Origin of the sequence: Mucilaginibacter sp., assembly GCF_039925265.1 — a bacterium.
Classification (GTDB): Bacteria; Bacteroidota; Bacteroidia; order Sphingobacteriales; family Sphingobacteriaceae; genus Mucilaginibacter.
On record NZ_JBDSZG010000024.1, the window covers coordinates 36060 to 50305 of the forward strand.

Below are 14246 nucleotides of genomic sequence, written 5' to 3' on the forward strand. Positions count from 1 at the left end.
TATGGCATCTCACAATGAATCAATAATCAGGGAACCGTTAATTACGGGCAAAGGTATCACCTATGCCCAGATCACTAACGACGTTTTAAACCCTGTAGAAAATAAACCTAACAAAGCCTGGTGGATAGGCTTTACCGTTGCTTCTTTAGGCTCGTTACTTTGGGTTGTATCTATCAGCTACACCTTTTGGTTCGGCTTAGGTGCCTGGGGCTTAAATAAAACAGTAGGATGGGCCTGGGATATCACCGGTTTCGTATGGTGGGTAGGTATTGGCCACGCCGGTACGCTTATCTCTGCGGTACTCTTAATATTCCGCCAAAACTGGCGAAACTCCATTAACCGCTCTGCAGAGGCGATGACCATCTTCGCGGTAATTTGCGCGGCCACTTATATTGTGGCGCACATGGGCCGCCCATGGTTAGCATACTTTACTTTACCACTGCCAAACCAGTACGTACTTTGGGTAAACTGGAACTCGGCTCTGATGATGGACGTGTTCGCGATCTCTACTTACTTCTCTGTATCATTATTATTCTGGTACACAGGTTTGTTGCCGGATATCGCTTCTATCCGCGACCGTGCTACAGGTTTACGCCGCCGTATCTACTCTATCCTTTCTTTCGGGTGGACAGGCTCGGTAAAAACCTGGCAGCGTTTTGAGACTGTATCATTAATATTAGCGGGTATCTCTACACCACTGGTGCTTTCGGTACACACTATCGTATCCTTCGACTTTGCTACATCCCTTGAACCGGGATGGCACACAACCATATTCCCGCCATACTTCGTTGCGGGTGCTATCTTCTCGGGTTTCGCCATGGTGCAAACACTATTGCTGGTTACCCGTAAGGTATTAGGTTTAGAAAACTACATCACGATGTTCCACATCGAATCGATGAACAAGATCATTATGCTTACAGGTTCAATTGTAGGTGTGGCTTACATCACCGAGTTCTTTATCGCATGGTATTCTGGTGTAGAATATGAGCAATACGCTTTCATCAACCGTGCAACCGGTCCATACTGGTGGGCATACTGGAGCATGATGAGCTGTAACGTGATCTCTCCCCAGTTATTCTGGTCGAGCAAATTGCGCAGAAGCATCAAGTTCTCGTGGTTCTTATCTATCATCGTGAATATAGGTATGTGGTTCGAACGTTTCGTGATCATCGTTACTTCCCTGCACCGCGATTATATTCCTTCGAGTTGGGTTATGTTTTACCCAACCTGGGTTGACGTAAGTGTGTTCATCGGCTCTATCGGTATCTTCTTCACCATGTTCCTGTTATTTATCAGGGTGTTACCTTCGGTAGCTATGGCGGAAGTGAAGTTATTGTTGAAAACATCCAGTGAGCAATCTAAGAAGAAGGAAATAGAGGAAGGACACCTCGATCCTGTAGAAGTGCAGTATTACAAAGAGTCGTTAGTTAAATACGATAGTGTTGACATGTCTGATTACGAAAAAATATAAAAATGAGTAGTACAAAATTTATATTAGGCTTATTTGACGATCCCGATGACATGATGCACGGGATAGAGAAGCTGCAAAAGAACAGTATCCCCATCTACGACGTTTACACCCCTATGCCTATCCACGGGATAGAGGATAAACTGGGCGTAAAAGAATCAAGGCTTGGTTACGCGGCATTTTGCTTCGGCTGCCTTGGTATGACAGTTATCTTCAGCATATTGTATTACACACTGGTGCACGATTGGCCAATGAACGTTGGTGGTAAACCAAACTTCGCTATTCCAAACTTTGTACCGTTCACCTTTGAGTGGACCATATTATTCACTGCGTTTGGTATGACGCTTACCTTTTTTGCCGCTACCCACCTTTTCCCGGGCCGCGCGCCAAGGGTAATGGACCTGCGTGCAACTGATGACCGTTTTGTTATCGCCATCAATGCTAAAGGCAACGTGCCACACGAGGATATCACTAATTTATTAAAAGAAGCAGGAGCTGTAGAAGTAAAGCATAACGACAGAAAATATGTTAGCTATGAATAAATTTAAAATATTGGGCACAACGGCTATCGTTATCGCTGCATCGATCGTACTAACATCATGCAAGGATAGACGCAGTACCGGCTGGGAATATGCTCCCAATATGTACGAACATACCGCATACGACCCCGACCAACCTAACAATCAGTTTAAGGATGGCAAAACCGCACAACTTCCGCCGGCAGGTACAATCCCTGTAGGTTTTAAGCGCTTTGATTACCCAAACACGCGTGAAGGTTACGACAAAGCGAGCCTGGAAGTTGCCAGCCTGATAGCGCAAACGCCAAAGCATTTGGCCGAAGGTAAAGTGTTGTTCACTACATTTTGCGCTCCTTGCCACGGTTTAACCGGCCAGGGCGATGGTTTAGTTGTGGCGCATGGTTATCCTGCTCCGCCATCTTATTCCAAAGGGCAATCATCACGCGGTGGTGCGATGAAAGACCTTACAGACGGTAAAATTTATCATACTATAACTTATGGAGTAAACTCTATGGGTTCATATGCATCCCAGGTAGCACCTGAAGATCGTTGGAAAATAGTTATGTATGTTCACCAATTACAAAAATTATAAGCTTAGGTTAATGAAGACTCATAATAGTTTAGACGAAAAATTTGAATTTGCAGGCAATGCCAAAACGTGGAGTTTGGTTGCTATTGTAATTGGTGTTGTGGCAATAGTAGTTGGCCTGATGATGGGCGGCGTACATGTACAACGTACATTTACCAATTTGCTGCTGATGTCATACTACTTTGTATGTGTTTGCACGGCGGGCGTATTCTTTTGCGCATACCAGTATGCAGCACAGGCAGGCTGGTCGGCATCGCTGATCCGTATACCACAGGCATTTGCTAAAGTATTGCCGTTTGCAAGCTTAATTTTAATTTTAGTGGTAACCGCCGGTTTGTTCACCACTCACGAAATTGAAATAGAAGGCCATAAAGAAACTGTTCCTTATTTATATGCATCATGGGCAACCCACGGTTTAACCGTAGTAGGGTCGGAAAATTATAACGCGGTTATCGCAGGGAAGTCGGCGTTTCTAAACGTAGGTTTCTTTTACGGTATGCTAATCGTACTACTGGGCGCTTACAGCTACTTAGGTTTGGCCCTGGCCAAAGCCTCAGAGAACGAAGATAGCGTTGGCGGCATGAGCAACTACGATAAAAGCTTCAAACTGTCTTGTATATTCCTGGTGATCTTTGGTTTTACTTTCCCAATATTTGCTTTCGGTACCATCATGTCCTTAGAAGCGCACTGGTTCTCTACCATGTTTGGTTGGTACAATTTAGCAGCCATGCACGTAAGCGGGCTGGCTATTATTGCCCTTGTGATCATCTTACTGAGAAAGAAAGGTAATTTTTTATGGCTATCAGAAAACCATTTACACAGCTTGGGTAAATTAATGTTCGGGTTCTCAATCTTCTGGACCTACGTATGGTTTGCACAGTTCTTCCTTACCTGGTACGCCAACATCCCCGAGGAGTCGGTCTACTTTTTCAGGCGCTGGGAGCCGGAATTTAAATGGTTATTCTGGTTGAACATCGTAGTGAACTTTTTAGCACCATTGTTATTGCTGATGTCTCGCGATGCAAAACGTTTAACTACCCGTATGATGTGGACTTGTATAATACTTATAGTTGGCCACTGGCTCGATTATTATTTGATGACAATGCCCGGCACTATCCCTACAGAACATAGCGGTTTTGGTGTTGAGGAGATAGGTATATTTTTAGGTTTTGCAGGTTTGTTTACTTTCCTGATGCTTACTGCATTGAGCAAGTTCAAATCACTGGTGCCCAAAAAACACCCTTTCCTGCAAGAGAGCCTGCATCATCACATATAATAATTATTAAATTTGCAACAGAATACAGCATTCAAAACCACCAATAAAATGGGATTTAAAAGTTTAATTAGTTCTAAAAAAATGCTTTCGGTTTTAGCTGCATTCCTGCTGTTAGGCACCAACATGCTTATGGCCCAGGATGCAACGAAGGACGCGGCGGCGACAGCCTCAAATAGCGATGCTACACCCAGTGTTTGGCTTGCCCCAAGTTACTATATATTGCTATTTGTTATTGTATGCTTTGTTGTAGGCATCGTTGGCAAAATACTGCGTGTGTATGACCTTACCCAGCAGATCCAAAACAAAAAGCCTATTAACTGGCACAACGTAATGGGTATTTGCTGTATCATATTCCTGGTGGCAGGTATGTATGGCGCTTATTGGGAGTTTGCCGTACAGGGCGCTATGATATTGCCTGAGTCTGCTTCGGCACACGGCGTGAAAATAGATGAGATGTTTTGGACAACCACCGTGTTAACCGTCATCGTATTTGTAATTACCCAGATATTACTTTTTGGTTTCCTTTTCCGTTACCGTTACAATGCAAACCGCCGCGGACACTTTTTACCGCACAACAATACCATCGAGAAAGTTTGGACCATTGCACCGGCTATCGTTTTAACCATCCTGGTTATCTTCGGTTTCTTTACCTGGCAGCAAATTACCAATTCGCTTGATGCTAAAGGCGAGCAGGCTTCTATTAACGTAGACATCACCGGTCATCAGTTTGCCTGGGAGTTACGTTACCCAGGCGCCGATGGAACCCTGGGCGCAACCGATTATAAACTGGTAAGCGGTACAAACAAAATAGGCGTTGATTTTAAGAAAAAAGAAAGCTATGACGATTTGCAGGCTGATACTATGTATCTGCCGGTTCGTAAATCAATCAGGTTAAATATCCACGCGCAGGATGTTATCCATAGCGTTTACATGCCACATTTCCGTGTTCAGCTTAACGCGGTACCGGGCTTGCCAACCTACTTTAAATTTACGCCAACCATTACCACTGCAGAGATGCGCCGCAAAGTGGGCGATCCTAAATTTGAGTACCTTGTTTATTGCAATAAAATATGCGGGGCAGCACATTACAATATGCAAAAAGTTGTACGTGTGGTTGAAGAATCAGAATACCAGGCATGGTTAGCACAGCAAAAGCCTTACCTGACAGACCAGATCAAGAAAGATCTGAAATTTGCCGATGCAAAACCGGCTGCAACACAAAACAGGTTAGCGTTAAACAATTAATTCAAAAAGATTAGCGAGTATGTCAACATTATCAGTTCAAGATCACGGAGTAGTTCATCACGAAGACGATCACGGACACCATCATCATAAAGAAACGTTCCTGAGTAAATACATTTTTAGCCAGGATCATAAAATGATCGCGAAGCAATTCCTGGTTACAGGTATTACTATGGCGGTTATCGCGATGATATTATCTATATTATTTCGTATCCAGTTAGCTTACCCTGATAAAGCTTTCCCTTTAATGGAAACCTTATTAGGCCGTTTTGCACCTGGTGGCCGTTTAAATGCCGATTTTTACCTGGCGCTGGTTACCATACACGGTACCATCATGGTATTCTTTGTACTTACAGCCGGTTTGAGCGGTACCTTTAGTAACCTGCTTATACCATTGCAATTAGGAGCACGTGATATGGCATCGCCATTCATGAACATGCTGTCGTACTGGTTCTTCTTTACCGCCAGTGTGGTAATGCTTTCTTCATTCCTGGTACAAAAAGGCCCTGCAAGCGGTGGTTGGACCATATATCCACCATTATCTGCCTTGCCAAAAGCAATGCCGGGCTCTGGTATGGGTATGACGTTGTGGCTAATCAGTATGGTGCTGTTTATCGCGTCATCATTAATGGGTGCCATCAACTACGTAAGTACAGTACTAAACATGCGTACCAAAGGGATGGATCTTTGGAAAATGCCTTTAACTATCTGGGCGTTCTTCCTTACCGCTATCCTGGGTATCCTGGCGTTCCCTGTATTGGTTGCCGGTGTGGTATTATTAATATTCGACCGTAGTTTCGGCACGAGTTTTTACCTATCAGAGATCGTACTGGGCGGTAGCGCGCAGCCGTTTGAAGGCGGTAGCCCTATATTGTTCCAGCACTTGTTCTGGTTCCTGGGTCACCCGGAGGTGTACATCGTAATTATGCCTGCAATGGGCATATCATCAGAAGTAATGTCTGTAAACTCTCGTAAACCGATCTTTGGTTACCACGCCATGGTTTACTCGCTAATAGGTATCACCGTCCTTTCGTTTATCGTATGGGGTCACCACATGTTTGTAACGGGTATGAATCCGTTCCTGGGTGGTGTGTTCATGATCACTACGCTGATCATCGCGGTACCATCTGCAGTGAAAACGTTTAACTGGCTGGCCACTTTATGGCGAGGCAACATCCGCTTTACATCAGCCATGCTGTTTGCAATCGGGATGGTTTCTTTCTTCATCTCTGGTGGTTTAACCGGTATCTTCTTAGGTAATGCCGCGTTGGATATCAATTTGCACGATACTTACTTTGTGGTTGCCCACTTCCACCTGGTAATGGGTTCGGCTGCAATATTTGGTATGTTGGCCGGGGTATACCACTGGTTCCCTAAAATGTATGGCCGCATGATGAACGAGAAATTAGGCTACCTGCACTTTTGGTTAACTTTTATAGGAGCATACCTTGTGTTTTTCCCGATGCACTTTATGGGGCTTGATGGCGTACCCCGCCGTTACTATGCCTTCACCGAGTTTGAATCGATGAAACGCTGGTTATCTGTAAATACATTTATTACATGGGCGGCTATTATGGCGGCTTGTGCGCAGGTTGCTTTCCTGGTTAACTTTATATATTCCATGTTCTGGGGTAAGAAAACTGTACAAAACCCATGGGAAGCAAATACATTGGAGTGGACAGCACCTGTCGAGCATTTCCACGGCAACTGGCATGGTGAGATACCAACTGTTTACCGTTGGCCGTATGATTACAGCAAGCCTGGCGCCGAAGAGGACTTTATACCACAAACCGTTCCGCTTTCGCAAACCATGAGTTCTAACCTGCCGCATGATTTTGAAGACAATCCAGCAGGGTTAGAAGCGCATGCTAAATGGGCCAGCACTCAAAAAAGCAACGAAGAAGTAAAATAATTTAATACTGATCTGATCTTTTAGGGTAGTTGAATTTCAAATTTGAAGATTTGAAAATGGGTGAATTTGAAAATGAAAATAATTTTCAAATCTTCAAATCAGAGAATCTTCAAATTAATAAATTCAGGTACCCTAATTTGTTAGAAATATTTTGAATGAGCAGTAACGTACCGGGGAACAGATTTTTAAAAATAAACTTACTTACTATTATCCTGCTGTTTGTATTGATACTGGCAGGAGGGGTTGTGCGAAGCACAGGCTCTGGTATGGGTTGCCCGGACTGGCCAAAATGCTTTGGGCAGTACGTACCGCCAACGAGTATATTAGAATTGCCTGCAAATTATAAACAGGTTTATGCCGATAAGCGCCTGGCCAAAAACCAGAAGTTTGCAAAAATGCTGGATGTTTTTGGTTACAGCCAGATGGCTATGCGCATCCGTAACGACAGATCGATACTGGTGCCCGAAGAGTTTAATAGCGCACGCACCTGGACGGAGTATATCAACCGCTTGATAGGCGCTATTACCGGTGTGTTTTTGTTTCTAACAGCTATCTACTCTTTCAAATACTGGAAGAGCAGTAAATTGATAGTTATCCTGAGTGTATTAAACCTGATACTGGTTGGTTTCCAGGGATGGTTGGGCTCTATAGTAGTGTCAACCCACTTAGTAGCCTGGATAGTTACCGTGCACATGTTACTGGCTTTGGCCATACTTGCTATAAGCATAGCTACGTACCACATGGCTAAAGTTAACGGGCGATATAAACTTACAACAAAGCCGTTTATCGCCATACTGACGCTATTGGTATTGGCTTTAAGCGTATTGCAGATAACCTTTGGCACCGAGGTACGTGAGAAGATAGACGCGGTTGCCAGCCATTTGGAGGGCAGTTACCGCGATAGCTGGACAACCCGCGCAGGCGAAATATTCTCGCAGCACCGGGATATGGCCGTGGTAGTGTTAATACTTAACATCGTTTTATATGCATTGATCCGCCGCACGTTTAGCAGGCATTCTATGCAGCAGCAGTTGATGAGCTTTACCTTTTTGATGCTGATGCTGCAGATTGTAACGGGTATAGTATTATCATATTGGGCGTTACCACCTTACGCGCAGGCGGCACATATTGTATTGGCGAGTTTAGTTTTTGGTGCTCAATTTTATTTACTGCTGAATTTATACAGTTCGGCTAATTTACAGGGAGCGAACAGATGAAGTGGGCCGATTTTAGTAAACTGATAAAACTGAGGCTTACCTTTTTGGTAACGTTTTCGGCATCCATATCGTTCATCATCGCGGTAAAAGCAAATGGAGGCGATACATGGGGTTCGCTTTACAGCAGCACCATGTGGCTCAATTGGGTAAAGTTGGTTATAGGTGGTTTCCTGGTTACTTCGGCGGCAAATAGCTTTAACGAGGTTATTGAAGTGGAGACCGATAAATTAATGAAACGTACTATGGACAGGCCAATGCCTGCCGGGCGTATGACCACCGGTCAGGGCCTGGTATTAGGCTTAGGTATGGGTATGTTGGGTACTTATCTTTTAGGTAGTTTAAATATCCTTACTGGCTTGCTGTCTGTTTTTTCTATCCTGTTATATGCGTTTGTGTACACGCCGCTAAAGCGCAGATCGGGAGTAACAGCGGTTGTTGTAGGCGCTATACCAGGTGCATTGCCTGCCTTAATTGGATACGTGGCCGGGCAGCCCCATGGCCGTATAGACGAGATCGCGCTGATACTGTTCAGCATTCAGTTCATTTGGCAGTTTGTGCATTTTTGGGCCATTGCCTGGGTGCTGGATGATGATTATAAGCTGGCAGGGTTCCGCTTATTGCCTACAGGTAAAAGAGATAAGGCCAGCGCCGTAATAACCTTTATATTTGCCATTATAATGGTGCCGGTGAGTTTACTGCCAACTATTTATGGTTACGGCGGTTATTATGTAGGCGGCGTATCATTAGCAATGAGCCTGCTATTTTTATACCAGGCATTTAACCTTTTACGTACGCTGGAAGTTACCGCGGCCCGTAAGTTAATGTTTGGCTCTTTTTATTATTTGCCGGTAGTGCAATTAATGTTTTTGTTTGATTTTATAGGAAAAGTGAAATGATGGCTAATATAGAACAGGAAGATAAACACCAGTTTGCGCCGAAGAAATTCAACATGTGGGTATTCGTATTCACCTCGTTCATGTTCTTTGCCGCGCTTACAAGCGGTTTTATCGTATACAGCGGTGGCCACGGTACGGGCATCGATATTAAATTACCCGCGATTTTTACATATAGTACTATTATCATAGTGGCAAGCAGTATTACCATGTACCTGGCATCCAAAGCCGCGCGCGAACTTCAATTTGGAAAACAACGACTTTTTTTAACCCTAACCATATTGTTGGGCGTAGCATTTTTTGCTATACAATCCTACGCGTGGTTAGTATTGCTGCCCGGCATGGGCATTTATTTCAGCAACCCAAATGCATCGCAATCTTTTGTGTATGTATTTATATGGATGCATTTATTACACATTTTAGCCGGTGTTTTGCTCTTAGCTAATACGCTTTGGGGTACTTACAGGAACAAGCAGCAGGTTAAAAATTTATTCGGAATGCAGATGTCCTCTATTTTTTGGCATTTTGTCGATATTATATGGATTTATCTGTATGTTTTTTTACTTTTGAACCAATATTAACAAACACATGAGTGCACAAGTATCACCTATTGATGAAGTAAAATCCACACCATGGTCTGGCGGTAAATCACCGTTTGATGTGGAGTACGGTAAAATGATGATGTGGTTTTTCCTCCTGTCGGATGCGTTTACCTTTTCTTCGTTATTAATTTCTTACGGCGCATTGCGCTTCAGCGCTGCCAGCTGGCCGGCTCCCGATCTGGTATTCCAATCTATACCATTAACAAGTGTAGAACATGGCGCACCGCTTGTATTTGTGGGTTTGATGACCTTTATCCTTATCCTTAGTTCGGTAACCATGGTATTGGCTGTTGAGGCCGGTCACCGTATGGCAAAAAAGGAAGTGCTTTGGTGGATGGTAGCAACCATTATAGGTGGTTTTACCTTTTTAGGTTGCCAGGCATTAGAGTGGACACACTTACACCACGAAGGTTTTTGGTGGGGAAGCATCCCTAACGCCGAAGAGCTTAAGCACCTGTTTAAAGGCGGCAAAGAAGTTACTTATGGTACTTACGCGCAGCAATTTGCAAACTTGTTTTTCACCATAACAGGTTTCCATGGTTTCCACGTATTTAGCGGGGTTGTTATCAATATCATCATCACTATAAACGTGCTGGTTGGTACCTACGCAAAACGCGGCAGCTATTTAATGGTCGAAAAAGTAGGTCTTTACTGGCACTTTGTAGATCTTGTATGGGTATTCGTATTTACCTTCTTCTATTTAGTATAAAAATTTAACTGATCAAATATATGTCATCAGAACCAACAGGTGCTCACGCAGAGCACGGCGAGCACGAAGGAATGACCAAAAAGAAGATCTTCCAGATCTTTGGAGTGTTATTGGGAATTACCGTTATCGAATTTATCATTGCCCTTTGGTTAGTGCCGGCAGGCAGATTGCCGATTCACTGGGCTAACCCGATATACATCGTTTTAACATTGCTTAAAGCCTTTTATATTGTTGCATACTTTATGCACCTAAAGTTTGAAAAAATTGGCTTAGCATTGGCCATCATTGTGCCTATCCTGTTTATTATAGGGCTTATACTGGTACTTACAAACGAAAGCCACTACTGGGTAGACCTGCGCCCTAAGTTGTAATGCGCAAGGCAAGCATTCTAAAAAAAATCCTGATCCTGGTAATGATATTAGCATTACCGGGATTTTTATATTATTTGCTAACCGTAAAGGGTAAAAACAGGTATACGCCACTTCCATTTTACGGTAGTAAAACAGTAGCCAAAACCAGCCACCGCGTGCACGGTAAGAATATCCCCGATACCATTTACCATAAACTGGATGAGTTTAAGCTAACCGACCAAAATGGCAAACCGGTATCTTTTAAAAACTTTGATAAAAAGGTATTTGTAGCGGCCTTTTTTTACACCCGCTGCCCCGAGGTTTGCAATACGGTTAACAGTTTTATGGATAGCCTTGATATTAACTACCGTAAGAATAAAATGGTGCATTTTGTATCCATCACGGTAGACCCGGAATACGATACGCAGCCTGTTTTAAAACAATACGCCGCTAAATTTAAACCGAGCGATAAGTGGCTGTTCTTAACCGGGGACACAACAACCATATACAACCTGGCCCACAACGGGCTGCTGGTTAACGCAACCAGGGCCGGTGAAGGCAGTTTTATTTTAGATGATAAGCTGATACTGGTGGACGCGGAAAAGCGTATCAGGGGTTATTACTCCGGCACTTCGCGCGCCGATGTAATGAAGCTGAAGGACGAGATAAAAGTGCTGATAGCTGAAGAGCTGCGTAAGGTTGATAAAGCGTTGTATTAGAACCAAGAATTAAGAAGCAAGATTCAAGAAGAAAACAATTGCGAACTCATTTAAACATTACAGGCATCTTGATTCTTGAATCTTGCCGTCCTGAATCCCTACAAAATGACAGATAAATTCATATTCCGTTTTGTTGCAGGCGTTACCATTTTTGTAATAGCCGTTGTAATTATACTTAACCGTCACCTTATACCCGGCCCGGCGGTTGCTCCTTCGTTTACACCATATTTACCCATGCTGAATGCCGTGCTTAACGGTACCTGTAGTATTTTGCTGTTGGTATCATTATACTTTATTAAGCAAGGTAATATTACGGTGCATAAAAGGCTTAATATTTTAACATTCTGCCTGTCCTCGCTCTTCCTGGTATCGTACATCTTGTTTCATTACCTCATGCAGCACGATACCCCTTACGGCGATACAAGCGGCGATGGCATTGCCTCGCCCGAAGAGCGGGCCGCTGCCGGCGGATTGCGTACCTTATACTTAACAATCCTTGTTCCGCATATTGTATTGGCGGCGGGCGTATTACCGCTTATATTGTTGAGTTTTTACCGCGGCTTGCAAATGCAGGTAGAAAAACATAAGAAACTGGTAAGATGGGCGTTTCCTATATGGTTGTTCGTTACAGTATCCGGAGTTGTTGTATATTTGATGATCAAACCTTACTACCACTTTTAATTTTTTTGAAAAGCATGAAAAAGGTTACTTATTTATTCTTCGCCATAGCATTCAGTTTAATGATCTTAAGCATTGTACCTGCCAAAGCGCAATGCGCCATGTGCACAGCTGCGGTAGAATCAAACTCTAAAAGTGGTAACCATGCCACTAAAGGATTAAATGCTGGCATTATGTATTTGTTAGCTGCGCCTTATTTAGCTGTTACTGTTTGTGGTTACATCTGGTATAAAAAATACCGCCGTAAAAATGTTGTCCTTGATATGCACAACGAAAAGCTTAACTTAAATTAAACTTTACTACAGCTACCCCGTTGTTTAGTAATCATTAATTTTTAGGCATGATCCAGGCACAAACGCTCGATTTTTTAAAGGAGCTTGTAGATAATAATAACCGAGAGTGGTTCCAGGCAAATAAAGAACGGTACGACAAGGCGCGCGAAAACCTCATCGGGCTTACAACCATCCTTATCAGCAAAGTACACCAGATAGACCCCGGTGTTAGTGCCGACCTCGACCCCAAAAAGAGCGTGATGCGCATTTACCGCGACATTCGTTTCAGCAAAAATAAAACACCTTATAAAAATAATTTTGGCGTTAGTATACCATCGCATGGCTTAAAACTTGGCGGTGTGGAGTACTATCTGCAGATCCAACCCGGTAAATCATTTATTGCCGGCGGTTACTGGATGCCCGAAGCCGAACACCTGAAGGCTATTCGCCAGGAGATTGATTATAACGCTGCCGATCTGAAAAAGATAATTGACGAGCCAGGTTTTGTAAAGCTGTTTGGTGAGTTCAGGAAACAGGAGCAGCTAAAAACTGTTCCGCGCGATTACAGCGCCGATAACGAAAATATTGAACTGCTGAAACTGAAGAGTTTTATAGTTTTTCACCAGCTTACAGATAAGGAAGTGCAAAGCGCTACGGCAGCCGAAGATATAGCCGGGCTATGCAATAAGATCTATCCGTTGAATGTTTTCCTGAAGAACGCAATTGGTTAACCTATATTAAACACTATCATGAAAATTAAACACCTTTTATTAGCCGCAACTTTGATGATGGCGCTGCATTCCTGCGTGGTATTATCGCCCAAAAAGTACAAAGCGCTGTTGGCCGAACGCGATTCGCTTTCCACCCGTACAGTTAGCCTTGAGACCGAGAAAAGCCAGCTAATGGCAGATACAGCGCGCCTGCATGGGCAGATAGCCAAACTGAATGGCAACTACAGTGAGTTGGATAAAAAGTATAACAGTTTAGATAAAAACTACAGCGCCAGTTCCTCCAAAGTAACCGAGCTTTCTTCTGACCTGCAAAAACGTGAGGCACGCCTGAAAGAGGTAGAAGAGATTTTGCGCAAGCGCGATGAAGCCACAAACGCCCTGAAGGATAAACTGCAGAAGGCTTTGCTGGGCTTCCAGCAAAGCGGCCTGAGCGTAGATATCCGCAATGGCAAGGTGTACGTATCTCTGACAGATAAATTGTTGTTCCCGTCGGGGAGTATCGTTATCGACGAGAAGGGTAAACAAGCCTTAAAATCACTTGCTGCCGTTTTAAATAAAGAAGCCGATATTAACATCGCGGTAGAAGGGCACACCGATAATAAGAAAGTAAAAAACCTTGGCCAGATAAAAGATAACTGGGACCTGAGCGTACTGCGTTCAACATCCGTAACCCGTTATTTAACCGAGATTGAAATGATAGACCCAAAAAGGCTTACCGCCACAGGCAAAGGCGAGTTTCAGCCGATAGATACCGGCGCAACACCGGAAGCGCTATCCAAAAACCGCCGGATAGAAATTGTGCTAACGCCGAAACTGGATGAGTTATATAACCTCATCACCAAATAAACGTCATTAATATTCAAATTAAAATCCTTCGACAAAGAGCAATAGCCCATAAGAAGTGTTTATTAAATTTCTTTACGGATTCATAATAAAAGATTTTGAATTTATGGTGACACGATTATTCCAAAAAAAATGTTAACCCTGTGTTTTTTTAACTTATTGATTATCAAATAATTGAAAAACATTTATTGAAATTGTGTTAAGTTATGTTAACCCTAAGCAAGCAT

At 43.3% G+C, this 14246-nt stretch carries 16 protein-coding genes; all 16 read left to right on the plus strand.

All coding sequences use genetic code 11. The features are described 5' to 3' along the window. The first annotated feature begins 1 nt into the window (after window position 1). The 16 genes from nrfD to ABIX36_RS11675 all read left to right on the plus strand — a co-directional run bounded on the left by nrfD (window position 2) and on the right by ABIX36_RS11675 (window position 14022). Entirely contained in the window at window positions 2-1471 is a 1470-nt protein-coding gene (nrfD, locus tag ABIX36_RS11600; RefSeq protein WP_348082326.1) for an NrfD/PsrC family molybdoenzyme membrane anchor subunit, read from the plus strand. A 2-nt stretch (window positions 1472-1473) separates the two neighbouring features. After that, window positions 1474-2010, plus strand: a complete 537-nt coding sequence (locus ABIX36_RS11605) for a DUF3341 domain-containing protein (protein ID WP_128532668.1) — start codon at window positions 1474-1476, stop codon at window positions 2008-2010. Further along, window positions 2003-2578, plus strand: a complete 576-nt coding sequence (locus ABIX36_RS11610; RefSeq protein ID WP_348082327.1) for a cytochrome c — start codon at window positions 2003-2005, stop codon at window positions 2576-2578. Before ABIX36_RS11605 ends, ABIX36_RS11610 begins: the two co-directional genes overlap by 8 nt. A 10-nt stretch (window positions 2579-2588) precedes the next feature. Next, complete coding sequence (locus ABIX36_RS11615) at window positions 2589-3851, plus strand: quinol:cytochrome C oxidoreductase (protein ID WP_348082328.1); 1263 nt, start codon at window positions 2589-2591, stop codon at window positions 3849-3851. A gap of 48 nt (window positions 3852-3899) precedes the next feature. Continuing rightward, on the plus strand, window positions 3900-5096 hold the full coding sequence (locus ABIX36_RS11620; RefSeq protein WP_348082329.1) for a cytochrome c oxidase subunit II: 1197 nt from the start codon (window positions 3900-3902) through the stop codon (window positions 5094-5096). 19 nt (window positions 5097-5115) lie between these two features. Beyond that, window positions 5116-7005 carry a cbb3-type cytochrome c oxidase subunit I gene (locus ABIX36_RS11625; RefSeq protein WP_348082330.1) on the plus strand — a complete coding sequence of 630 codons (1890 nt, stop codon included), beginning with the start codon at window positions 5116-5118 and terminating at the stop codon, window positions 7003-7005. Between the two features lie 155 nt (window positions 7006-7160). Further along, window positions 7161-8222, plus strand: coding sequence for a COX15/CtaA family protein (locus ABIX36_RS11630; protein WP_348082331.1), 1062 nt, complete (start codon window positions 7161-7163; stop codon window positions 8220-8222). Continuing rightward, window positions 8219-9118, plus strand: coding sequence for a heme o synthase (gene cyoE, locus ABIX36_RS11635; protein ID WP_348082332.1), 900 nt, complete (start codon window positions 8219-8221; stop codon window positions 9116-9118). Before ABIX36_RS11630 ends, cyoE begins: the two co-directional genes overlap by 4 nt. After that, a complete protein-coding gene (locus ABIX36_RS11640) occupies window positions 9115-9696 on the plus strand; it encodes a cytochrome c oxidase subunit 3 (protein ID WP_348082333.1) in 582 nt (193 codons plus the stop codon). Before cyoE ends, ABIX36_RS11640 begins: the two co-directional genes overlap by 4 nt. Window positions 9697-9703: 7 nt before the next feature. Next, the gene (locus ABIX36_RS11645) at window positions 9704-10426 is read left to right on the plus strand and encodes a cytochrome c oxidase subunit 3 (protein WP_348082334.1); all 723 of its coding nucleotides are present in this window, start codon (window positions 9704-9706) and stop codon (window positions 10424-10426) included. A 20-nt stretch (window positions 10427-10446) separates the two neighbouring features. Then, window positions 10447-10797, plus strand: coding sequence for a cytochrome C oxidase subunit IV family protein (locus ABIX36_RS11650; protein WP_348082335.1), 351 nt, complete (start codon window positions 10447-10449; stop codon window positions 10795-10797). Window positions 10798-10838: 41 nt separating this feature from the next. Continuing rightward, window positions 10839-11495, plus strand: a complete 657-nt coding sequence (locus ABIX36_RS11655; protein WP_348082336.1) for an SCO family protein — start codon at window positions 10839-10841, stop codon at window positions 11493-11495. A gap of 105 nt (window positions 11496-11600) precedes the next feature. Continuing rightward, a complete protein-coding gene (locus ABIX36_RS11660; RefSeq protein ID WP_348082337.1) occupies window positions 11601-12176 on the plus strand; it encodes a DUF420 domain-containing protein in 576 nt (191 codons plus the stop codon). 14 nt (window positions 12177-12190) lie between these two features. Beyond that, window positions 12191-12466, plus strand: a complete 276-nt coding sequence (locus ABIX36_RS11665; protein ID WP_348082338.1) for a hypothetical protein — start codon at window positions 12191-12193, stop codon at window positions 12464-12466. Window positions 12467-12513: 47 nt separating this feature from the next. After that, window positions 12514-13176, plus strand: coding sequence for a DUF2461 domain-containing protein (locus ABIX36_RS11670; RefSeq protein ID WP_348082339.1), 663 nt, complete (start codon window positions 12514-12516; stop codon window positions 13174-13176). Window positions 13177-13194: 18 nt separating this feature from the next. Then, the gene (locus ABIX36_RS11675; protein WP_348082340.1) at window positions 13195-14022 is read left to right on the plus strand and encodes an OmpA family protein; all 828 of its coding nucleotides are present in this window, start codon (window positions 13195-13197) and stop codon (window positions 14020-14022) included. The last annotated feature ends 224 nt before the right edge of the window (window positions 14023-14246 follow it).

Bases quoted from the DNA above. Each gene is read 5' to 3' on its own strand.
- ABIX36_RS11670 (WP_348082339.1), top strand. From the start codon at position 12,514: ATGATCCAGGCACAAACGCTCGATTTTTTAAAGGAGCTTGTAGATAAT.
- cyoE (WP_348082332.1), top strand. From the start codon at position 8,219: ATGAAGTGGGCCGATTTTAGTAAACTGATAAAACTGAGGCTTACCTTT.
- ABIX36_RS11650 (WP_348082335.1), top strand. From the start codon at position 10,447: ATGTCATCAGAACCAACAGGTGCTCACGCAGAGCACGGCGAGCACGAA.
- ABIX36_RS11610 (WP_348082327.1), top strand. From the start codon at position 2,003: ATGAATAAATTTAAAATATTGGGCACAACGGCTATCGTTATCGCTGCA.
- ABIX36_RS11655 (WP_348082336.1), top strand. From the start codon at position 10,839: ATGATATTAGCATTACCGGGATTTTTATATTATTTGCTAACCGTAAAG.
- ABIX36_RS11675 (WP_348082340.1), top strand. From the start codon at position 13,195: ATGAAAATTAAACACCTTTTATTAGCCGCAACTTTGATGATGGCGCTG.
- ABIX36_RS11620 (WP_348082329.1), top strand. From the start codon at position 3,900: ATGGGATTTAAAAGTTTAATTAGTTCTAAAAAAATGCTTTCGGTTTTA.
- ABIX36_RS11640 (WP_348082333.1), top strand. From the start codon at position 9,115: ATGATGGCTAATATAGAACAGGAAGATAAACACCAGTTTGCGCCGAAG.
- ABIX36_RS11625 (WP_348082330.1), top strand. From the start codon at position 5,116: ATGTCAACATTATCAGTTCAAGATCACGGAGTAGTTCATCACGAAGAC.
- ABIX36_RS11645 (WP_348082334.1), top strand. From the start codon at position 9,704: ATGAGTGCACAAGTATCACCTATTGATGAAGTAAAATCCACACCATGG.
- ABIX36_RS11660 (WP_348082337.1), top strand. From the start codon at position 11,601: ATGACAGATAAATTCATATTCCGTTTTGTTGCAGGCGTTACCATTTTT.
- nrfD (WP_348082326.1), top strand. From the start codon at position 2: ATGGCATCTCACAATGAATCAATAATCAGGGAACCGTTAATTACGGGC.
- ABIX36_RS11665 (WP_348082338.1), top strand. From the start codon at position 12,191: ATGAAAAAGGTTACTTATTTATTCTTCGCCATAGCATTCAGTTTAATG.
- ABIX36_RS11630 (WP_348082331.1), top strand. From the start codon at position 7,161: ATGAGCAGTAACGTACCGGGGAACAGATTTTTAAAAATAAACTTACTT.
- ABIX36_RS11615 (WP_348082328.1), top strand. From the start codon at position 2,589: ATGAAGACTCATAATAGTTTAGACGAAAAATTTGAATTTGCAGGCAAT.
- ABIX36_RS11605 (WP_128532668.1), top strand. From the start codon at position 1,474: ATGAGTAGTACAAAATTTATATTAGGCTTATTTGACGATCCCGATGAC.